Here is a 22,248-nt window from a genome sequence, read left to right on the forward strand (position 1 = left end):
TTTTGTTCGCTTTTTATATTTGAGGTCGGATTTTTGTCCCATCCTCTTTTTTGTTGTTCCCACTTATAATCTTCTAACCTTGTTATAGTTACAAAAAATAATAAAACAGCCTTTTTTGTTCCACAAAAAGCCATACTAAAATTCTCAAACTATCTATTTCCTTTCTTGATATCTCCCATCAAAAGAGTTAAAATGCTTTCATTCTCAAACTATACTATATAGGGGGTATTGAAATGAAATTTCTAATCGTTTATTGCTATTCCTTGCAGGAGTTGTTTTTATCCTTTTAGCACTTTTTCTATTTACAAACCCAGTAGCTAATCTTGTTGCTTACAGCTGGTGGATTGCATTTGGTTTACTGGTTGCTTCTATAGCAGCTATTTTAGGCTATTTCTCTGTACCAAAAGAGCTTCGCTCACCAGTTTATCTTTTCCAAGGGATTGTTAATCTTCTCTTAGCTCTCTACCTCGTTGCCTATGGATTGTGACCTTACCTGTCATCATTCCAACCATTTTAGGAATTTAGTTAATTGTAGAAGCCATTATTGCTTTCTTTAAAGGTAATTGTCTAGGACTGATTTTCCCTGCTATTGGCAATCACATCATGTGGGTGGCGCTACTTGTATTTCTGCTTAGATTAGTCATTTTGTTCAATCCAACAGCTACAAGCGTCTTTGTCATTTATGCCGTTGCTTTTGCATTTTTAATTGCTGGTTTTACCTATATCGTTGATGCCTTTCGTAAATAATCTAGCTACCATTTTGGGCATATTAAAATAGCTGGGAAGTTATATTCTCAGCTTTTTCGTATCTTTAATTGTCACTTTTTCGCATCCCATTCTGCATAGAATTGCTCTAGGTATTCTTCCAAAAAGTGGTGGCGACCTATCGCTAATTGCTTAGCATAGTCTGTATTCATCAAGTCTTTTAATTTGAGTAATTTCTCATAGAAATGCATGATAGCTGAACTCTTCCCAGCGCGATATTCTTCCAATGTCATGTTTTCTCTCGGCTGCAAATCTGGATCGTGAATCGGTCTCCCTATATGACCTGAATAAGCCATAGCTCGCGCTATTCCAATCGCTCCAATCGCATCCAAACGGTCAGCGTCTTGAACAATTTTCCCCTCCAAAGTGCTGACATTCTTCTGTTGATGACCACCTTTAAATGACATCGTTGAAATAATATCCAGCACATGAGCTATTTCCGCATCTGAAGCCTGATGATTCTGTAGCCATTGCTCAACCTTTTGCAAGCCCACCTCTTCATTCTCATTTAATTTCCCGTCAGCTATATCATGCAGCAAGGCAGCTAGCTCGCAAATAAAAACATCTGCTTGTTCTTGTGTAGCAATTTCTACAGCATTGTTCGTGACACGCACAATATGCCACCAGTCATGCCCGCTCATCTCGTCTTTCAGTTCAGCATAAACAAAATCTCTCGCTTCTTGAAGAATTTTCGCTTGTCTATCCGTTATCATCTGTCACCCTTTTTATTTATATACACAAAAATCTCGAAGCGATTTTGAGATTTTTTGATTGAACTCACTTTTGAAGCCCAATCGTTTTCATTTTTTGTTGAATTTGTTGATACACGTGATTCCAGTCATTTGGATTTGCAATATCTAAATCATCCGTTGCAATTCTCATTTTAGGACTATAATTGTAATCTTCATACCAATTTTGATAATGCTTGTAAAGCAGCTGATAGTAGTCAGCGAGCCCATTTTCTTCATTTGGTTGCTCATAATCGCGACCACGTTTTTTGATATTGTTCATAATATGATCGAAACTTCCGTCTAAATAAATCAACAAATCTGGCGCCTTCTTAGGTAAACCTTGGATTTCTTCCATCATATTGTCCAAAAGTTCCAAGTAGATATTGTACTCTTGCTCACTAATGCTGCCTTTGAGGGTATTGATGTAAGTAAACAGAGCATCTTCATAAATAGAACGATCTAGAATGTTATTGTCATCATGATAGGCCGCTTTAATCATTTTAAAGCGTTTGTTTAGAAAGTAAATCTGCAAAGCAAAACCATACTTATCAGGGTCTTCATAATACTTATCCAAAATAGGGTTTTCTTCTACAGGTTCAAAAAAAGGCTGCGTTCCTAATTCCTCGGCTAGTCGATAAGTGTAGGTCGTCTTGCCTACCCCAATCATGCCCGCTAAAATAATCACTATCTTCCTGCACCTCCCAAATCTATCCAATATCAGGTCATCAGTCTCAGTTGAACTACCATATATTGTGCCAAAGAAAATGATAACACAATATATTGATGACGTCAAGATATAAAACTTCTAAATGTACAAACAAAAATAACCTTGTATAAAGAAGCGCAATCAACTCCATACAAGCGTTATTTTAGGATTCTCCATTCGTGACAGTAAATTTGATATGCGAATAATCTTTTTCTAAATCTTTTCCTTTCAAAAAAGCCGTCGCATCTTTTTTAATCTGAACGAGGTCAATTCCTTGCGCCTGTGCTGCAAATACACAACCACAATAACATTGGCGGTAAATGTCGTACTCCTCGCACATTTCGACTGAGCGCTTATAGCCTTGATTTTTCTTGAAATCACTAGGAAGATACTGCGTTGCATAAACTTTCTGTACTTCAATTCCAACGCTATTGATTGTCTGCGAATTTTTATGAGGGCTGATTGTCAAGGCACTTCCAAAATAGTCAAATCCCAAATCAACCGCCACTTGTGCCGTTTTATCCAAGCGATAATCATAGCAAACTTTACAACGATCGCCACCTTCCGGCTCTTCTTCCAAACCGTGTACTGTCCGGAAAAATTCCTGAGGCTCATAGGGAGCTTCTAAATATTGAACATGATTACCAGTATTTTCATTAAAATCGTGAACAAATTTTTGAGTAACATAGGCACGGCGTTGGTATTCTGCTTTGGGGTGAATATTTGAATTGGCAAAATAAACCGTCACGTCCGCATACTGGGTCAAATACTCCAGCGTATAAGTTGAGCAAGGTGCACAGCAGGTGTGCATCAAAATCGTAGGACGCTTCTGGTCTGCTTTCCAAACTTTGACCATTTTTTGCATCACGCGGTCGTAATTGATCTTTTGATTGGGATTCATTTTACTCAGAATTTCTTCAACATCAATCATTGTTTTCTCCTTAGAAATGTATCACTATTTTACCACAGAAAAGGAGCAGAGACAAATAGACAAAAGAGAATGGCTTTGTCAAGTGGTACTAATTTATTAAGTAACAGCAATAAATTCCTAATATTCATCGAACATTTTTGGAACTTCTATTTTTACTTTGTATCCTTTTTGTCTTCTATATGAAATCAAGCTAAAAAAGAGGTTGAGACAAAAGTTCCCAACCTCATGCATTTTATAGTTTGGCTTGCAATACACAGTGGTTGGTTGGATAACCTTATCCCTTGTTATACCGGTGATAGCGGCTATCCTAACCAACTGTGCAAAGGTAAAAGTCAAAACAGTCCTGTGGACTATTTTAGGTCAGCAACTAGAAATTGGGACTTGCTGAAAAATCAAATTCTTCGAATGATTGATTTCTGTCCCACTCTCAAAATTGAACATGGGTAAGAGCTGCATTTCAAAAAGTATTTAACTAGCCACATATTCAGACATTCCCACATCTCTTTATTGTCCCACTTAAGGTAATTATGGAGCGAGTAGGACACTCTGACCCTGAAACTACTCTAGCTATTTATAATCACGTCACAAAAAACGCAAGAAAGAATGCTATAGACGCTCTAAACAAGTTATAAACTTTTGCCCCTTTTTTGCCCCTCCTTGCCTTTAATCATGTTTCAGACAATAGTAAAACCCTTGATATTACAAGGGTTTTAGTTATATATTACATCATGCCGCCCATCATACTTGGATCCATTGCTGGAGTTGGACTGGCTGGTTCTGGTTGGTTAGCAACAACTGCTTCAGTTGTTAAGATGAGGCTCGCTACTGAAGCTGCATTTTGAAGGGCAGAACGAGTAACCTTGACTGGGTCAATAATCCCAGCATCAATCATGTTCACCCATTCACCTGTAGCAGCATTAAAACCAGTTCCAGCTTTCGAATTTTTCAAGCGGTCAATGACGATAGAACCTTCAAATCCTGCATTCAAAGCGATTTGGCGAACAGGTTCTTCTAACGCACGAAGAACGATGTTGCGACCAGTTGCTTCGTCACCTGACAACTCTAGCGCTTCAACGGCACTTAAAACATTGACAAAGGCTGTTCCACCACCTGAGACAATTCCTTCTTCAACAGCGGCGCGAGTTGCATTGAGGGCATCTTCGATGCGGAGTTTCATTTCTTTGAGTTCTGTTTCTGTTGCAGCACCAACTTTGATGACAGCCACACCGCCTGACAATTTCGCTAAGCGTTCTTGGAGCTTTTCACGGTCAAAGTCAGACGTAGAACTTTCGATTTGGGATTTAATAACACCCACACGGTTAGCAATCGCTTCGGAATCACCAGAGCCTTCAACGATAACAGTGCTATCTTTGTCCACAGTCACTTTTGAGGCTTGTCCAAGCGCTTCAATCGTTGCATCTTTCAATTCCAGACCAAGATCTTCTGTAATTACTGTACCACCAGTCAAAATCGCAATATCTTCTAACATAGCCTTACGACGGTCTCCGAATCCTGGCGCTTTCACAGCGACTACATTGAAAGTACCGCGGATTTTATTTAACACAAGAGTTGGAAGAGCTTCACCGTCTACATCATCTGCGATAATCAATAATGGACGACTAGTCTTCAAGATATTTTCCAACAAAGGAAGAATTTCTTGGATATTAGAAATCTTCTTATCTGTAATCAAGATATATGGATTATCTAAATCAGCAACCATTTTTTCATTATCTGTTACCATGTATTGAGAAAGATAGCCACGGTCAAACTGCATACCTTCCACAACATCTAGCTCTGTTTCCATTCCTTTTGATTCTTCAATAGTGATGACACCGTCGTTGCCAACTTTTTCCATAGCTTCAGAGATGTATTCTCCGACTTTTTCACTGCGTGATGATACGGCTGCAACTTGCGCAATGGCTTCTTTATTAGAAACCGGAACAGAATTTGCTTTTAAGGCTTCAACAGCTGTTGCAACAGCTGTTTCAATACCACGACGAATGCCGATTGGGTTTGCACCAGCAGTTACATTTTTGATTCCTTCACGGACAATTGCTTGCGTCAACACAGTCGCAGTAGTTGTTCCGTCACCAGCGATATCATTGGTTTTTGATGCAACTTCTGACACCAACTTAGCTCCCATATTTTCAAAATGATCTTCGAGTTCGATTTCTTTTGCAATGGTGACACCGTCATTTGTGATGAGTGGTGAGCCAAATGATTTTTCAAGAACGACATTGCGCCCTTTAGGGCCTAAGGTTACTTTAACGGTATCTGCCAAAATATCAACACCACGCACCATGGCGCTTCTTGCATCTGCTGAAAATTTAATATCTTTTGCCATTTTTACAATTCCTCTTTCTATAAATTTTTATTTATTCAACAATCGCTAGAATATTTGCTTCATTGACAACGAGGTACTTTTCTTCGCCGTCTTTGACTTCAATTCCTGCGTGGCTTTCAACGAGAACAGTATCATCGACCTTCACGCTTGGAGCAACGAGTTCACCGTTGAGCGTACGAATTCCTTCCCCGACAGCTATAACTTTTGCCGTCTTCGTTGCATCTTGTCCTGCGCCTGCAATGACAAAGCCACCAACTTTTTGTTCTCTTTCTTCTACTTTTAGGACCACACGGTCGCCTAATGGTTTAAGCATTTGTTTACCTCCAATATCTTGTTTTAGCACTCTATATACACGAGTGCTAATATTTACATTTTCTATTGTATCACTTGGTCAGAAATAGTCAAGAAAAAAACTCTGTCAAACGACAAAGTTTTTAGGGGGAAAGCAAATAAGTTTTTATTGGATCAATCTTAATTTTTCTTCAAAATCGTCAATAACTTTTTTAATATTCAATCGTCCTTTATAAATACCATAACCAAAGACAAGCATTGCTAGAATCCCTAGGACCGCTAGGATCGTTCCAGCAATGAAGCTAATAAAATTGGTCTGACGGAAGAAATAAACCAGAACAAGACCGATACTAGTAATAGTAAAGAAGAGACTAAACCAACGCCCTAGATTTTCAATCATGTGTTTTTGGTATTGAATTTCCGTTTCATATCCTTGAATCAATTCTTGTTCTGTCATATTTTTCTCCTATTTAGTATTTCAATCCTGGATTGAAGAAGCCAACCAATACACCAAGAAAGGCCACTACAACGAGAAGCAACATTACTTTGATTGGTGAGAGATTTTTCTTCGCCATCAACCACCAGCAAAAGACGATAAACAAAGCTGTCAATAAACCTGGATAAACACCGTCTAATTGGCTTTGTAAAACCAAGAAGGCTTTCCCTGAAGAATCTTTCAATTTGAAAGCTGTCTTAACAGGTACCCATGTCGCTGCAACCGCACCGATGACCATACCACCAATGATAGACACCGACTTACGGATAGCTTGTCCTTGAGGGCCTACAAGAAATTCAACTGCTTTATCTCCTAGTTCGTACCCTTTAAAGTAGGCGAATTTCATACCAAAGTAGGCGAGCAAGTTCCAAACCACGATATAGAAAATCGCACCAAGTGGTGAACCACCGTTTGACAAACCGAGAGCAATACCTAGTATAATCGGAATCAAAGTACCAACAATCAGTGAATCACCAATTCCTGCAACAGGTCCCATGAGACCAGCACGAAGACCGTTGATTGTTTCATCATCTACTCCATCAGCCCCATTCGCGCGCGCTTCTTCTAAACCTGCTGTAATCCCTACAATCAATGCACCTAATTGCGGCTCCGTGTTAAAGAATGCGGTGTAGGTGTGCATTGCTTTTGCTTGATCTTCTTTTTTAGAATATAATTCTTCCACAATTGGTAACATTGAAGCCAGATATCCAAAGGTTTGCATGTGTTCTTGTGAGAAGCAAGTCAAGTTCCCATAATACCAATGATGAAAAGATTTTCCTAATGTTTTTTTCGTTAATTTAACCATTTTAAATATCCTCCTCATCGTCATCATCAAAACTTGCACTGGCAGCCGCTTGTGCTCTTACATTTTTCGCCATTTGAATTTCATAGAATAATACTGCAAAGATTAATGAAATGACTGCACAAGATACAAGGTTAAGTCCTAATGAAGCTGCTAAAGTAAATCCAACAAAGAATGGAATGAAATCAACAGCTTTTTCAACGATTTGTTTTAAGAGGATGGCAATTCCGACACATGGAAGGAGAGAGCCGACCGTAAAGAGGGTTTTCATTGGAATACCATCTAATGGAAGAGCTGTTTTTAAAGCAGTAACCGCATCAGCACCTAATTTACACATAATAAGCGTTGGCAAGAATGAGAATACTAAGTGTGAAATCCAAGGAAAGCCCCAGTCTACCATGTACAGGCGTTTAAATTCACCTTTTTCAACAGCTTTCCAACCAATATGTTGCCAAAGTAGATTCATAGTAGCTGTACCATAGAAAAGAACTGTACCGACTGTACCAACGAGTGTTCCCATTGATTTAGCCAAGTTAGCAGCGTCTGCAGAGTCAAGTGATAGTCCTTGTGATTGAATAGCAACCATTGCCAGAGGAATCCCAATATAAGAAACCGCACGAACGTCAGCTGAAACAGTACCGCCAGGTGTTACCAAAGCGATGTAAACAAGTTGCATCGCAACCCCACAGATGATACCTAATTTCACATCTCCTAAGATCAGTCCTGAAACAAGACCACCTACAAGTGGGCGCCCAAGAGTATAGTTACCAATGGAAGTACCACCTAGACCAGGCATAGATGATAGACAGGCAAATAACCCTAGTAAAGCGGCTTGAAACCACGAAATTGTCATAATAAAGCCTCCTTAATGCTTATTATATTTTGTTAAAAACCAAATTTAGATTTGAAATCGTCCCAGTAGCCAATAGACACATCTGGCAAGAGTTGGAATTTCACTTTATAGCCAGCTTTTTGAATCGCTTCAAGTGCTTCCGCTTCCTCTTGTGTGATGGATTGGTTGTTTCCTAATTTAATAGCTCCTGGACGGTCATTGGCTGGACCAACGATGATTTCTTTGATATCACCAGGCACAAAACCTTGATCAACTAGTATTTCTTTCATATCAATTGAATTTTTAGTAATCAAGAAATAGCGACTATCGGAATCCAATACCTTTTGTGATTTTTCTTTCCATGCTTCGTTTGTCCAAACGAATGTTTTTTTATCAGAAGCTGCTTTGTAGGCTTGTTTCAAAACTGCATTTCCTGCTGCAGCATTATTGACAGCAACTAAGCCGTCACAAGGATATTCCTTTGCCCAGCGAGTTACTGTTTGACCGTGAATCATACGGTCATCAATACGTACAAATGAAATTGTCATGATAAATCTCCTTTTTAATCTTTTTTTAAATATCGTCTTCATCCTCTTCGTCACTAGCAACTACATCAAATTCTTGCAGCGCTACGGATGCTTCTGAGAGAATGGCTTGTGCCAATTCTTTTCCTTCCAACATATCTTTCATCACTAAGCCTGTGAGTGCCATTGTCAAATTGAGACCACCAAGTACGACTGCAGTGTTTAACTTGCCAAGTTCTGATAAAACATTGCAAGCTGTCGTCAAAGGACTTCCTCCGACAATGTCTGCCAACACCAAAACCGTATCTTCTGTTCCCAGATTTGCTAACGCTTGACGAAAGTCAAGAGCGAAATCTTCAACAGACTTGCCTTCTTTTAGGCCTACTGCAACGACTTGGTCGGTCTTATCCCCAGCGAACATCCTCAAAGAGCTTTGCACACCTTCTGCTAGTCCACCATGACTGACCAGTACTAGATATTTCATGTTCTTTCCTCCTTCATTTCCTAGCCTTATTTTACCAAACATGGAACCGATTTCATATTGTCGAATGTCACTTTGTAAAGATGACATTTGTTAGTTAAAATATGACAAATGTCATATAGTTTTTCAAAAAGAAAAATAGCCAGCTTTGAGTTCAAAAATCTCTCATCTGACTATTTTGATATTTATTCTTCGTTAAACCTCTATTTGCCTGTTTCTTCCATTTCCCTTTGAATACTTGGCAAGCGACTGTCGATTTCATTGTTCTTGAGAGCATTTTCGAGTAAGTGATAAATGCGTTCCAGAGAGTGATAATCCACATCTCGACTAATATCTAAGACAGAATGTTTCATCATATGATCCAATCTTTGAGAAGTCAATGAATTCAGCCCAAAATCATCTGCTTGTAAAATCTTTTTCGTCTGACTGCTTTTAACAACTGATAGCAAGACAGATGTTCCTTGCGACTTTTCAAATAAATTCTGTTGAGTTTTTTGATTTTGACACAATAATTTCATAAATTCCCAAGCTAATTTGTCCTGTTTTGTCTTTGAAGACATGGCAAAAAGGGACGTTTTCACTTGTGTTGCAGGAATTCCTGCTTTAGCAGCTGGCATGGGAATACAAGTCCAAGAAAATCTAGAATATTTTGCCACATGGTAGGGATAGGGTTTGTAGGTTCGATATTGAGCCAAACTCATTGGATAAAAGGCGACCTTACCTTCATCAAAATCATTTGACGTTACCTTGTACCGTTGATTTAATGAATCCAATTTACTGATAAAGGAGAGTGCCTGATGCATTTCGACACTATCAACATTAACACCATTTTGATTTCTTAAATGCCCGTTATACGCCACCAAGGCTTGCTTCCAAGTATAATCCGTAATGCCATACTGGTCAATCAGACTGTCACCATCTGTATCCTTTGTTACTTTTTGACAAATCGCATATAAATCCTCTAAAGTCCAATTAGAGTTAGGAATTGAAATGCCTTCTTTTTCCAGCAAATCCTTATTGACACACATCATGACAGGGTTACTTTCAATCGGCAAAGCATAACTGCGCCCCTGATACTGTCCAGCTTGGTAGGCAACTGAATAGTAAGCCGCGGCTTCTTCCTTACTAATCAAAGAATCCAAAGATTTGAATGCTCCAGAAGATGCCAACATTGAAAAATCATTTTCAGGCACCATAAATACATCTGCCTGCTCACCTTTTAGAATCTTTTCTGCTAGCCAATTGTCATAGTCCTTTTTAGGAATTCCACTCTCATAAACGACCTTGACATTGGGATGTGACTTTTCAAATTGGCGAATAATATTGTCTAACACTCTATTCTCACGACTATTCGGAACGTCCCAGCTGCTGCCTGCATACACTTCAATTCGCAAAATCTTTTTTTGATTGGAAGTCCATAAAACAAAGCTAAGGGTCACTAAAAGGAGAGCCGAGACGAACATCGTCAAATACCTCATCCGCCACTTCATTTGTCATTGTCCTTACTAAAATCACGTTGGGTAACACCTGTCTGCACAGCCCAAATAGCTAATTGCGTGCGATCTCGCAAATTTAATTTCGTCAGAATACCTGACAAGTAATTCCGCACTGTCCCTTCAGACAAGAACAACTTCGCTGCAATTTCCTTGTTTGAAACTCCAAAACCAATTTGTTGGATAATCTTCCACTCAGTCTGACTCATATCTTCTACATTTTCTTCCGCAACAGAAATGGCAAAATTCGACTGCGCCATTTGTGAAAAGATTTTAAACACTTTGCTAGCAATGTTCGGATTAATCATAGCTCCGCCTTTGTGAACCGTTTGAATAGCTTGATACAATTCTTCAGTAGAGACTCCTTTTAAGATATAACCAGAAGCACCATATTTTAAAGCAGAAAAAATGAAATCATCGTCATCAAAAGTTGTTAGAATAATAATTTTGATATCTGGATAGTGTTCTTTGACTGCCTTTGTACAGAGAACACCGTCCATAACAGGCATTCGAATGTCCATTAAAATCACATCAGGGTGTACATGATGCAGTTTGTCAAGCACTTCTTTGCCATCTCCGACTATTCCCACTACTTCAATATCTGGATGTGCCGATAAAACAATCTGTAAAGACTCACGAATCAAGGCTTGATCATCTGCTATTAAAACTTTAATCATTTTTTCCTCCTATTTTCGGAATTTCAATATGAGTATAGAAACCGTTGCGATTTTCAAAATGAACATTCCCACCAATAATCGCCAAACGCTCCTGCATTTGTTTGAGACCATAACCATAGTAAAGCTCATCAAAGCCGACTCCATCGTCTTGAATGGTCATGATATAATTCTCTTCTTCTAATAACTCAATCCAAACCGTTTTGGCATGCCCATGCCGTACCGAATTGGTAATGGACTCTTGAATCACCCGAAAGACAATATCTTCTTTTGCAATATCTAAATCAATTGTGGCCCATTCATAGCGAAAATGAATTTCCAAATTAGAAATGGCTTCATATTCTCGAATAATTTTGAACAACGCTTCCTTTAAGCTATTATTTTCTAAAGCACCAGGTCGCATTTTATTGAGTGAACCTCGCACATCACGGATACCGTCTCGCACAACCACAGAAACATTTTCTAACTGTTCCTTAGCACGATTTTTGTCAATATCCACCAATACTTTAACTGCATCAATCCCCGCAGAAATCCCTGTCAAAGCATGCCCTAGCGTATCATGAATTTCTCTAGCGATTCGCTTTCTTTCACGGTCTTCTGCGATTTTTTCAGATAAGGCTAAATAACTATTCAACTCGCGATTGGCTTGTGCGGCCATGCGTAGCTCTTCTTCAATATGATGTTTTTCGGTCATCGCAGATAAAATATAAAATAGTAGAGAAATCATAAAGACAACTAGATTCAGTGAAAAGAGAAAATTCTTTCCAAAAAGGAGAGCCATGCGAATGGATTCTGGACAAAAGCGAATGTAGGTATCTAACGAAGGCAATTTAACAAAAAGTGACATCAAATCATAGTTGGATAAGAGCAACATAGTAAAGCTCAAAATGATAAAGGAAAACCAATATTTCCGATCTTTTGAAGTGTTGAACTCCTTAGAACCGTAAAAAATATCCGCAAAAACCAAGAGAATCAGACCATTATAAGAAGAATGCAGGACAGAAAAGATAACTAACATCAGCAAAATCTCAATAATAGTTACTTTATCATAAACGGATAGCTGATTTGGGTGTTTCTCGCGGTAATAAAATACTAATAGCAAGCAAGCATAAAAGATAATAGCTAACCAAAAACTAAAGCTCGGCGAGCCTGGGATAGCATCCAAACGCCCCAATAGTGAATGAGCATAACCTCTTGCGACCACGTAATTCGTCGCAAAAAGATAAATAGAGGCATTATAAACAATGGCAATAAAATTGATGACCATTAAAGCAATTTTGCTATAAAAAATACTTTTATTTCGTCTCATTATTGCCACCCTGTAATTGTATATTGCCCGATGTTATCTTTATTCACCAAATGAACAGGAATCAGGTACTCCTTTTTGTAAGATTGATGCTTCATCATGCGCTCAATCACTTCTGTCACCTTTCCGCCCATTTGAATCGGAGACTGGGCAACCGTTCCTTGAATATCATTGGTGTTGGCAAGGAAATTCTTAATATCAGGCGAGCCATCTACGCCATAAATTGCAATATTGTCTGTCACACCTTGATCTTTTATGGCTGCGAGAGCTCCGATTGCAGCACGATCATTTAAAGACATGACCACATTAAATTGCATTCCTTCGTTCAATGCCTTTTTTACTTGAGGCATACTTTCTTCCGTCTGCCCCAATGTTTCCCGCTTAGAAACCACCTGATAAGCAGGATGCCCTTTAATCGTATCTAAAAATCCTTGAATCCGATCCATCGCAGACACAGCGTTATGATGTTCCAATAGTAAAACCTTCGCACTTGACAATCGTTTCATCATATCGTTTGCTATCAACACACCGGCTTGATAATTGTCTGACACAATAGTAGTATCAACTTTAGCATCTTTGCTAACAGGTGCATCCACAACAATAATCTTGATTCCCGCTTTTCTGGCTTTATTTAAAGAAGTCAGAATCTTTGGACTGTCACTCTTAACTGGGTTTATAACAATCACATTTACTCTTTCTTGAACAAAATAATCAATCTGCTGACTTTGCTTGTCTTCGTCTAATTCTGGGTCCCGCACATAAAGCCGATTGCCCTGTTGATTCGTTTTTTTCTCAATCTCCGCATTTAAAGTTTTATAAAAATCATTATTCATCGTCATATAGGTTGCTCCTATCTTGACCTGTTTACTATCTGATGAAATTCCCTTTACATAGAGAAAAACTAAGCCCGTCAAAACAAAAACTAATAGAGAAAATAATAGATATTTACGACAATTGCGATATTGCTTTTTTCCTTTACCTGCTCTCATTTTTTCTCCTTATCAACAGCAATCTTAAACAGAAAACTCTGGTTTAGCTAGGTTTATTATATTATATTTATACAAAAAAACAAAATTTAATATGAATATGAAAGAGCAGAAATGGCTGATTGTAGATACAAACAATCACTACTTTCCATTTTATATAATAAATAAACAAAACCACTCAAAAACTTGAAATTTAATGTCTGAACTCATTCCTTCAGCATATTCCAATATAACAAACACAAAGGCGATGGAACCACGAAAAGACGAACAAAAGTCCAATTAGCTACCGCATCAAGAGGCTATTTCTACAAAAAAACGAGACCGGGACTCTTTTGTCCCAGCCTCAAATCTTTCCTAATTTACTACAAAATTTGTATTATATAGGTGTAAAGACAGATTACAAACTTGCTTACAATTTTGAAATCTATTTTTGACATTGTAAAGAAGTTCTATTATTTCTTCTTAGTATCAAGTCATTTAGTTTTGCCAACTTGCTCTTTTGTTTTGTGCTTCTTCACTACTTGTTATCTTATGATTTTCTCCACTTTCCCAAATAATTTGTCCATCTTTATTTTTCTTAATAAACTTATATTCTATGTTTTTATTTTTGGGTAAATTGATATCATAAAACCATGAAGGGTACTGTGCAATCGATGCCGTTGCATTAAACATAGGACCTATAGCTTTATTGGCATCCCAATTTCCCAATTCACTAACATTTCCGACAACGTATAAATTTTCACCCGGCAACGTTTGAGCGTTGTCTGCAATTAATCTTACAGGAATTTGCTTTCCTGTTAAAACCTCAAAGTCTGAATAGGTCCCCTTTTCTCCTCTTAAATTTGAAACGTGAATTGCATATTTACCAGCTGCTACTTCAGGTATTAAGACTTTTATCAAAGTATCAGACCAACTCAACACCTTCGCATTAGTATCTCCAAATTTAACTTGACCTTCCTTGTTTCCAAAACCTTCTCCAGTAATTGCTATTTCATTGCCAACACTGCCTATTGATGGATCTATATCCCCCACAGATAACTTCGTTGTTTGAGAATTATCATAAGTCCATACCCCAACACTGCCTGCTTTTAATTCAAAAGGAGTAACCGAATTATCTGAACGAACTTGTATGTTTCCTGCAGCCATCATAGAAGCTAGTTTATCTACATAATCTCCTTTAGGTAAATGGGGCTTTAAATTATCTATATGATAACTTTTATCTCCTTTATTGACAGCTACTATTGCAACACTATTCCCAAAGTGCCGCTCAAAAATTAACACATCCTGATTAATCCATCGCTCAACTGTTTGACCATATGCTAGTGCTTTATTCGATTTTCTCAATTTTGAAAGTTTGCTAATAATTTGATAGGCATCTGTTGTTTGATTAAATGAAGTAATATCAGAACGATTATATGGGGCACTCTCACCTTTATCATATTGCTCACTACCGTAATAAATAGTTGGAACTCCACGAGAAGTCAGTAATAGAGCATAAGCTTGATTGACAGCAGTCCGATTGCCATTAACTATCGTTGAAAATCGGCTCATATCATGATTATCTATGAAAGTGACTTGATCATTTACTTCTTTGTAATCGGATTCCGTTTCTTTTATGACATTATAAAAGTCTTGCATAGTATAGGAAGGATTCGTAAATAAACTACGAACTGAATTTGCAAATCTAAAATCTAATAAGCTCATCCCGCTATTATTAGCAAAATATAATGATTAAACATCTATTTAATTTTCTATTTTTCATTATTTTACCCTCATTTTACTGCCCCTGCAGTTAAACCTTTTACCATATTTTTGATTAATAAGAAATATAAAAATACAATTGGAACTGCTATAAAAACGCTTCCTGCCGCAAATCTTGCAAATTCAGTCTCGTCAAGATTCATCAACCCGACTGCAACTGTATAAAGATTTTTTTCTTTTAATAACAATTTAGGAAGAATAAAATCACTCCAAGGCCAAGCAAAAGCTGTTAAAGCTGTGTAAGTAATAATTGGTCTAGATAAAGGTAAATGAACATGCCAAAAGATTTGGAAACTAGTTGCTCCATCTATTCTAGCAGCTTCATCAATACTATGAGGAATTGTATCAAAAAATCCTTTTTGTGTTAAATATCCTAGTGGTGCAGCAGCACTATAAATCAAAACTAAGCCCCACAATTGATTAATGAGGTTAAATTGTGTCATTAAGAGATAAACTGCAATCATTCCCATAAATGAAGGAAACATTCCCAATACCATTGTTATCTTCATCAACGATTTTTTACTTTTAAAATCAAATCGGGACATAGAATAAGCTGTTAAGATAGTTAACACAGACCCCAAAAGACAACTACTTCCTGAAATAAAAAGAGTATTCAAAAACCATCTAGGATAGTTATATAGCTTTGTATCATTGAATAAAGTTATAAAACTGTGCAGACTATAAGATTTTGGAAAAAAACCTTTAAAGGAATAAATTGTTCCTGAACGAGAAAACGAAGCCAATAACAACCAAATACAAGGAAACAGAAATATTAAACTGACTAATAATATTAGAACATACAAGCTAGAACTTTCAATAAACCTTTTCATTCTTCTCATGAAAACCTTCCTCCCTCCTTGTAAGATGATGTACGCACATAGACCGTCAATGAAATAGCTGAGGTAATCAAAAAGATAATCAAACTAATGCTAGCACCAATACTATAATAATTATTATCTATTGATAAGTTATACAGCCAATTAATTAATAAATCTGTATCGCTTGCAAGGAAGTAATTTTTAAGATATAAGCTTCCTCTTAAGAAATAAAAAATACCAAAATTATTAAAATTACCAACAAATTGTCCAATTAAAACCGGAGTTGTTGCTGTTAAAATATAAGGTAAAGTAATCTTCCTAAATTGCATCCATTTATTTGCACCATCTATTCGAGATGCTTCATACAAGCTTTCATCTCGGTTCGCTAACATCCCTGTCACTAATAGCATAATGGAAGGTATTCCTATCCAAGCATTAACAAGGAGTCCAATGAATCTTGCAGACCATTTTGCATCTACATCCAAAAAACCAATAGCTTTATGACCGAATTGCTGAATAAGCTGATTTATAGGACCACCGTAAGAAAACATGAACTTAAAAGCCAGTAAACTGATAAAACCAGGAATAGCATAAGCTAAAATTGGAAAAGCTCGCCATAAAGTCTGACCTTTTACACGCTTATTGGTAAAAAGAAGCGCTAAACCAATTCCACCAAAATAATTTAAGAAAGTCGATAGAACACCCCAAATAACATTCCAAGATAAAATTTTAAAAAACGTCGGAGCAAATTGAGAAAGAGAAATAATTTTTAAAAAATTAGCCAGACCCACCCAATCAACTAACATCGGAGGAACAACTTTGCCTCCATAGTTCGTAAAAGCAATTAAAATCATAAATAAGATAGGTAAAACACTGAATAACAAAACTCCTAACACAGGTAAAAATAATACAAATGCCGGAAAGTTTTTATCAGTCAGTATAGCTAATTCTTCTCGAAAGTTGGGAAGTTTTTTACCTTTCTTTACCATTCTTTCTATCTGTAAACAATCTTTTACATTTAAGATGTAGAGGCATATAAATACAGACAGAAACAAAAAACTCAAAATCCCCATTAAGAGAATAATAATAGAGTTGTCTCCTTGAATGCCAAGCCAAGTATCTGTTTCCTCTGTTCCTAAAGTAAAGAAATCTGTTATGTCTTTCCAACCTCGGCTAATGAAATAAAATAAATACAACAGTTCTATGAGGAAAAAGAGACATCCCTTTATTTTTTGACCATAAAGAAACTGTCCTACTCCCATACAAATAAAGGAGAGTTTAGTTTTGAAAGTAGATTCCTTGAAACTTTTGAGATTTTTCTCCCACATACTACACTCCTATTCTAGTGTGTGAATAGCATCACTAATTTGTTTGCTTACATTTGAGAGTCCGTCCTTTAAGTCCTTGTTGCTTTTATATTTCTTTTCATTTTTCGGACGAAAGACATCTTTCGTAATGTCTGCAAAATAAGTCTGAGTCGGTGTCCAAATTTGTGATACAGCAGATATTGAAGGCATTAAGATAATATTATTTTTTTCAAGATTTGAATATAAATCTTTAGAAATACCTCCTAATTTATCTACTACATCTTTGCGAGTTGGGACAATTCCTAGTTTTTCATAACGTTTAACAATCATTTTATAGCGTGTTGCAAAATTGATAAAGGCTAGGCTTGCATTTGGAGCTTTGGTATAAGCGCTAATAGCGTAACCATTCACTCCACCCATTGATTTGGTAGGGATTAATGTTGACTTAGTATCTGTCAAATCACCACTTTTTGGCAGCTGAGGCAGAGTTGTCATCACAAGGTTTGCCTTAGCATTTTTCTCGGCTTCTTGCGAAGATTGTCCTTGTGATTCATAATTCTTTTTCAGTTCATCTAAGAAAGTTGAATAAACATCTGGCGTTGACATTGTTGCAAAATAAGTTCCATTCCCTAACTTACTATAAGCACTTGTTTTAATAGTATCATCAATACTTTCTTCATTCATAACAGCAGCTAACTGTTGAATAATTTTTGCTCCTTTTTCAGCTTCGCCCTTAGCAAAGCCAATATCTTTAGTATCTGTGTTCTTTTTACCAAATATATATCCACCATAGGAAAACAGATAACCACTTGAAAAATAAGTGTCATAAAGAGATTCCATATAACCATATTGTGAAGAATTTGCCACATGACGTTCTTTTGAAAACTTAACCAAATCAGACCAAGTTTCAGTCATATCTGGAATACCGTTTTTATTTTTATCCCATCTTTCTTTCCAGTCAGCTGGCAATAAATCTTTTCGATAATACAACATAGAAGATTGGACATTTACAGGAACACCGCAAATGTAGGTCTTTCCATATTTTTGTATTTCAAAAGCAGACCATGCTTTTTCTGATGTCGTTTTGTAGGCATCTAATGTTTTGATAGGCAACGGATAAACATGTTTTTTCTCAGCATATTTCATAATCACATCGTTAGCCTGATATAATACATCTGGTCCATAACCATAAGGCCCGTCATTTGCTAAGTCTACATGCTGATCAGTATTGGCATCTACTGCTTTAATTCCTTTATCTGCATATTCCTCATTAAATGCTTTGATTAACTCGCTAAAATAACCTTTGGAAATTGCCGTATCATTTTCTAAGACTTTAATAGTCACATTTTTTTCTAATTTCCCATTAAAAATTCGATTTCCATTAGCAGACTTGTTTTTAGTGGAACGACCACAAGCAATAAGACATAATCCTATAATTGCAAGGATACTTATCTTTCCAATTACTTTTAATTTCATATCATCCTCCTATCTTTTTGATATTCTATAACCATAAGGAACTAGCACATTATGATAACGTACTCCATTTTCAATTAAAGATTGCGAGATATCTTCATCAAGGTTTTGTTCTTGATTGCTGAGATTCAGTTCAACTATTAAGCAAGTGTCATTATATTTTCTCTCAATTACCAGAATCGCCCCTTTAAAGAAAATTCGAACTTCACCTTCTTGCACAATTTTTTCTTTCTTTAAAGCAATTAATTCTTTTATTTTTGCCATTATTTGCAAATCCCAATGCTCCATATTCCAATCAAAGGTACGTCTTGAGTCAGGATCATAACCTCCCTCCATGCAAATTTCAGTTCCGTAATAAAGACAAGGCACTCCCGGAAACATAAACATTAAAGCTAGAGCGGCTAATAATTTTTCTTTTGAACACCCTACTTGTGTAAAAATTCTATGTACGTCATGCGAATCTAATAAATTCAAATTCATTTGGTTTACTTGGCTTACATTTCTCATTAAAATATGATTTAATTGTTCTGCCATATCCTGAGCAGAATAACGATTAAAAGCAAAGCAATCCAGACAAGCCTTTGTGAAAGCATAATTCATGATACTATCATACTGATCCCCCATAAGATAGGGATAAGCATCATGCCAATTTTCACCAATCAATACACAATCTACTTTTTGCTGTTTGATTGCCAAACGGAATTGGCGCCAAAATTGGTGAGAAACTTCATCAGATACATCTAAACGCCAACCATCTATGTCAAATTCTCGCACCCAATAAAGTCCAATTTGAATTAAATGTTTTTGAACTTCCGGATTTGAAGTATTCCATTTTGGCATATAATAACAAGCAGCAAAGCTTTCGTAATTTTGTTCCTTTATATCAGGAAAATCACCTTGTATAAGAAACCAACTGTAATATTTTGACTCCTTTCCTTTTCGGATTACATCCATAAATTCTTTAGACCTATAACTGCAATGATTAAAGACTGCATCTAAAATCACTCTCATGCCTTTTTGGTGAGCTACCTCAATTAATTGTTTCAAATCTTTCTTAGAGCCAAATTGCTCATCAATCGTATAGTAATCAATAATATCGTATTTATGATTAGACGGAGAAGTAAAAATAGGACTCAAATAGATTGCATTAATCCCTAAGTCGGATAAATAGTCTAATTTTGCAAGAATCCCTTGCAAATCTCCTCCCGCAAAATTTGTCGGTGTAGGCTTCTCTCCCCAATTCATCGTTATATAAGATTGATTTTTTTGCTCATTCCCTTTACAAAACCGATCCACAAAAATTTGATAAAATACTGCTTCTTTCATCCATGGAACACAAGGAAATAAATCCGCTTGATTTATATATGGCATTTGAAAGAAATTATAAAAAGCATTTGAAAAATCATAATCTTGTGTGACTCCATCTTCACTAAAGTAATATAGTTCATTTTCTTTTTCTAGTCGAAAAATATAGGCGAATCGTGTATCATCTAAGTGTAATTTAACTTCAAAATAAACGAATAGTTTATCTTCATAGCAAATAAAAATTTCCTTTTCTTTTCGCTTTGTCTGGTAATCATATTTCATTCCATATAAAAGAAATACTTTTACATCTCGATCTTCTTTAGCTAGTCGAAAACGGATGACAAGTTCATTTTCATTAATAGCAAAGCAATATCTTGAATCAGGTATGTGTAATATGCCTGCTTCATTCATCCTCAATCTCCCTTCTTTTTTATCAGTTGACTTTTACTTTCTTTTTTTATATAACAAGAATATGAAAAATAAAGTAACTATAAAAGATATTGCTCGAGAAGCAGGTGTATCTGTTGCAACTGTATCCTATGTTATCAACAATCGCGAAGATCAAAAAATTAGCGATAAAACTAAAAATAAAATATGGCAAATTATCAATCTTTTAGATTATACTCCTAATCAAGCAGCTAAATCTCTTATCACAAAGAAATTACAAACAGTAGCAATCTACTGTCAGCAATCTTCATCATTAATCAAAAATGCTGAGCAATTTTACTTTATAAATCAGTTCTCAAAGTTTCTCCACTCTAAACAATACAATTTATTTTATTTAAATGAGCAGTGTATTGAAAAATACGATAATGTAGATGCTGTTATTACATTAGATATAGATAACGAAACTTTCTATAAAATTGGAAATATCAATTTTTCCCCTCTAATTGCCTTAGATAGTTTCATTGATAATCCTGTATTTTTTCAGATAAATACAGATTACTCTCGCATCCATCGTACAGCTCAAACTTACTTTAATAATGAGCCTTTTACCTTACTTACTCTCCCTATACGAAACGAAGAACGGTTAACAAAAATTCAGAATACTTTTAAAGATATTTTTATTTTCACTGAAAATACGATTGATTTAGAATATTTTGCAGCTAAAAATATTTTAGTGATTGATGAAAGTATCCATCAACTCACGTCTAATCTTAAAAAGAAACTTTACCTACCAAATATATTTGAAGAAAAATTTCAACATTTATTTCAAAGCATTGAATGGGCTATACAACGTAAGAAAATTCAAAATCATGATATTCTGGTTTAAATCTATATCTGATCGTATAATGAGTGGACTTTCTCACTCATTTTTTTGTATAGTCCCAAAAAATTGTATCAAAAGGATTCATGTTGAAAGCCTCCTTTTTTAGTTCAGTGTATTTTTCGTTTTTCGTATCATAAGTATCCTCAGCTGGATGTGTCACTAAAGTAAAGGTATAAGTCCCTGGTTTGACAACTTTTATATTAGCACGTTTACTTGAAACTTCACCTATACCTCCTGAGTTCTCGAAATAACTAACACCATCTTTTTTAGTTGTTTGAAGATAACCAAATCCTCTTTGATTTTCCCATTTATTATTAATGGCAAATTGAAATTCATCTCCTGCTTCTAAATCAACAGTAATTTTATAAATATTACTATTTGCTTGCTCCTCTTTTTTCATCTTGTGTGTATCATTTACTACCGCACCCCAATTAGATGTTTTTAATGTCGGACTTTTCCCTTTGCCCAGAATAATAAACTCTCTCTTATCTGCTTTATAGGTTGAAAAACCTGCATACAAGGATAACACTGATTTCACCTCCATTTTATCCGTAAATTTTCGCGAATAATCTGGTTTTACATACCAACCTTCAAAATTCTTTCCCTGCTTTTCAGGCTTAAACTTCAAAATATCTTTAATAGAATTAACTTTTTCATTTTTTAATAAAGTTTTCCCATCTGTATCATAGTAATTAACTTTTATCTCCTTACGGTTTGTCTCACTTGTATTCGTTACAGATGAGTTCTTTGTGGTTTGTCCACAAGCCATTAGACTAAAACAGCTTCCTGCTAACACTAAATAAGAAAAGACTTTTTTCATTGTAAAACTCCTTTGAGAAAATTAATTTTTAACTTAAACGTTTAAGTCGATTTTACTGCAACCGCTCCCATTTGTCAACTATTTATTGTTAATTTTTTTCATACACATCAACTTCTCTTTTAAAATTATCAA

At 36.0% G+C, this 22,248-nt stretch carries 21 protein-coding genes and 2 pseudogenes; 3 read left to right on the forward strand and 20 right to left on the reverse strand.

Annotated features, from left to right (window positions below; all coding sequences use genetic code 11):
* Positions 1-238: 238 nt before the first annotated feature.
* Positions 239-747 (forward strand): annotated as a pseudogene (locus HMPREF2933_RS10445) (DUF308 domain-containing protein).
* A gap of 71 nt (positions 748-818) precedes the next feature.
* Here the strand turns inward: HMPREF2933_RS10445 and HMPREF2933_RS08735 are convergent.
* The 3 genes from HMPREF2933_RS08735 to HMPREF2933_RS08745 form a co-directional block, all read right to left on the reverse strand.
* Positions 819-1,478: an HD domain-containing protein gene (locus HMPREF2933_RS08735; protein ID WP_070672806.1), complete on the reverse strand. Its 660-nt coding sequence runs from the start codon at positions 1,476-1,478 to the stop codon at positions 819-821.
* Between the two features lie 64 nt (positions 1,479-1,542).
* Positions 1,543-2,181: a deoxynucleoside kinase gene (locus HMPREF2933_RS08740; protein ID WP_024052624.1), complete on the reverse strand. Its 639-nt coding sequence runs from the start codon at positions 2,179-2,181 to the stop codon at positions 1,543-1,545.
* A gap of 184 nt (positions 2,182-2,365) precedes the next feature.
* Positions 2,366-3,133, reverse strand: a complete 768-nt coding sequence (locus HMPREF2933_RS08745) for an epoxyqueuosine reductase QueH (protein WP_024052623.1) — start codon at positions 3,131-3,133, stop codon at positions 2,366-2,368.
* A 462-nt stretch (positions 3,134-3,595) separates the two neighbouring features.
* Here HMPREF2933_RS08745 and HMPREF2933_RS10450 point away from each other — a divergent pair.
* Positions 3,596-3,765, forward strand: a pseudogene (locus HMPREF2933_RS10450) (site-specific integrase); the annotation flags it as partial.
* An 89-nt stretch (positions 3,766-3,854) separates the two neighbouring features.
* On the opposite strand, the gene groL reads toward HMPREF2933_RS10450, so the two are convergent.
* From groL to HMPREF2933_RS08830, 16 genes are all read right to left on the reverse strand, one after another.
* Complete coding sequence (gene groL / locus HMPREF2933_RS08755; RefSeq protein ID WP_024052620.1) at positions 3,855-5,477, reverse strand: chaperonin GroEL; 1,623 nt, start codon at positions 5,475-5,477, stop codon at positions 3,855-3,857.
* Between the two features lie 31 nt (positions 5,478-5,508).
* Positions 5,509-5,790: a co-chaperone GroES gene (gene groES / locus HMPREF2933_RS08760; protein WP_024052619.1), complete on the reverse strand. Its 282-nt coding sequence runs from the start codon at positions 5,788-5,790 to the stop codon at positions 5,509-5,511.
* A gap of 144 nt (positions 5,791-5,934) precedes the next feature.
* Positions 5,935-6,225, reverse strand: coding sequence for a hypothetical protein (locus HMPREF2933_RS08765; protein WP_024052618.1), 291 nt, complete (start codon positions 6,223-6,225; stop codon positions 5,935-5,937).
* A 13-nt stretch (positions 6,226-6,238) separates the two neighbouring features.
* Positions 6,239-7,069 carry a PTS system mannose/fructose/sorbose family transporter subunit IID gene (locus HMPREF2933_RS08770; RefSeq protein ID WP_022525277.1) on the reverse strand — a complete coding sequence of 277 codons (831 nt, stop codon included), beginning with the start codon at positions 7,067-7,069 and terminating at the stop codon, positions 6,239-6,241.
* Between the two features lies 1 nt (position 7,070).
* Positions 7,071-7,919 carry a PTS mannose/fructose/sorbose/N-acetylgalactosamine transporter subunit IIC gene (locus HMPREF2933_RS08775; RefSeq protein ID WP_024052617.1) on the reverse strand — a complete coding sequence of 283 codons (849 nt, stop codon included), beginning with the start codon at positions 7,917-7,919 and terminating at the stop codon, positions 7,071-7,073.
* A gap of 32 nt (positions 7,920-7,951) precedes the next feature.
* On the reverse strand, positions 7,952-8,446 hold the full coding sequence (locus tag HMPREF2933_RS08780; protein WP_070241519.1) for a PTS sugar transporter subunit IIB: 495 nt from the start codon (positions 8,444-8,446) through the stop codon (positions 7,952-7,954).
* Positions 8,447-8,471: 25 nt separating this feature from the next.
* Positions 8,472-8,906, reverse strand: a complete 435-nt coding sequence (locus HMPREF2933_RS08785; RefSeq protein ID WP_042754111.1) for a PTS sugar transporter subunit IIA — start codon at positions 8,904-8,906, stop codon at positions 8,472-8,474.
* A gap of 200 nt (positions 8,907-9,106) precedes the next feature.
* Positions 9,107-10,393 carry an ABC transporter substrate-binding protein gene (locus HMPREF2933_RS08790; RefSeq protein ID WP_024052614.1) on the reverse strand — a complete coding sequence of 429 codons (1,287 nt, stop codon included), beginning with the start codon at positions 10,391-10,393 and terminating at the stop codon, positions 9,107-9,109.
* Positions 10,390-11,073 (reverse strand): response regulator transcription factor, encoded by a 684-nt coding sequence (locus HMPREF2933_RS08795; protein ID WP_024052613.1) that lies wholly within the window; start codon positions 11,071-11,073, stop codon positions 10,390-10,392. Before HMPREF2933_RS08795 ends, HMPREF2933_RS08790 begins: the two co-directional genes overlap by 4 nt.
* Positions 11,066-12,379, reverse strand: coding sequence for a sensor histidine kinase (locus HMPREF2933_RS08800; RefSeq protein WP_024052612.1), 1,314 nt, complete (start codon positions 12,377-12,379; stop codon positions 11,066-11,068). The genes HMPREF2933_RS08795 and HMPREF2933_RS08800 overlap by 8 nt, the downstream gene beginning before the upstream one ends.
* Positions 12,379-13,365, reverse strand: coding sequence for a sugar ABC transporter substrate-binding protein (locus HMPREF2933_RS08805; protein ID WP_024052611.1), 987 nt, complete (start codon positions 13,363-13,365; stop codon positions 12,379-12,381). The genes HMPREF2933_RS08800 and HMPREF2933_RS08805 overlap by 1 nt, the downstream gene beginning before the upstream one ends.
* A 474-nt stretch (positions 13,366-13,839) precedes the next feature.
* Positions 13,840-15,066 carry a carbohydrate-binding module family 20 domain-containing protein gene (locus HMPREF2933_RS10620; protein ID WP_024052610.1) on the reverse strand — a complete coding sequence of 409 codons (1,227 nt, stop codon included), beginning with the start codon at positions 15,064-15,066 and terminating at the stop codon, positions 13,840-13,842.
* Between the two features lie 68 nt (positions 15,067-15,134).
* Complete coding sequence (locus HMPREF2933_RS08815) at positions 15,135-15,962, reverse strand: sugar ABC transporter permease (protein WP_024052609.1); 828 nt, start codon at positions 15,960-15,962, stop codon at positions 15,135-15,137.
* Positions 15,959-17,269, reverse strand: coding sequence for a carbohydrate ABC transporter permease (locus HMPREF2933_RS08820; protein ID WP_070672811.1), 1,311 nt, complete (start codon positions 17,267-17,269; stop codon positions 15,959-15,961). The genes HMPREF2933_RS08815 and HMPREF2933_RS08820 overlap by 4 nt, the downstream gene beginning before the upstream one ends.
* Positions 17,270-17,278: 9 nt before the next feature.
* A complete protein-coding gene (locus tag HMPREF2933_RS08825; protein ID WP_070672814.1) occupies positions 17,279-18,724 on the reverse strand; it encodes a sugar ABC transporter substrate-binding protein in 1,446 nt (481 codons plus the stop codon).
* A gap of 9 nt (positions 18,725-18,733) precedes the next feature.
* A complete protein-coding gene (locus tag HMPREF2933_RS08830; RefSeq protein WP_024052606.1) occupies positions 18,734-20,437 on the reverse strand; it encodes a glycoside hydrolase family 13 protein in 1,704 nt (567 codons plus the stop codon).
* A gap of 61 nt (positions 20,438-20,498) precedes the next feature.
* Between HMPREF2933_RS08830 and HMPREF2933_RS08835 the strand changes: the two genes are divergently transcribed.
* Positions 20,499-21,299 carry a LacI family DNA-binding transcriptional regulator gene (locus HMPREF2933_RS08835; protein WP_024052605.1) on the forward strand — a complete coding sequence of 267 codons (801 nt, stop codon included), beginning with the start codon at positions 20,499-20,501 and terminating at the stop codon, positions 21,297-21,299.
* Positions 21,300-21,336: 37 nt separating this feature from the next.
* On the opposite strand, the gene HMPREF2933_RS08840 is transcribed toward HMPREF2933_RS08835, so the two are convergent.
* Entirely contained in the window at positions 21,337-22,116 is a 780-nt protein-coding gene (locus HMPREF2933_RS08840; protein ID WP_024052604.1) for an InlB B-repeat-containing protein, read from the reverse strand.
* Positions 22,117-22,248 lie beyond the last annotated feature (132 nt).

It is taken from the genome of Streptococcus sp. HMSC066F10, assembly GCF_001813805.1.
GTDB classification, from domain to species: Bacteria; Bacillota; Bacilli; order Lactobacillales; family Streptococcaceae; genus Streptococcus; species Streptococcus vaginalis.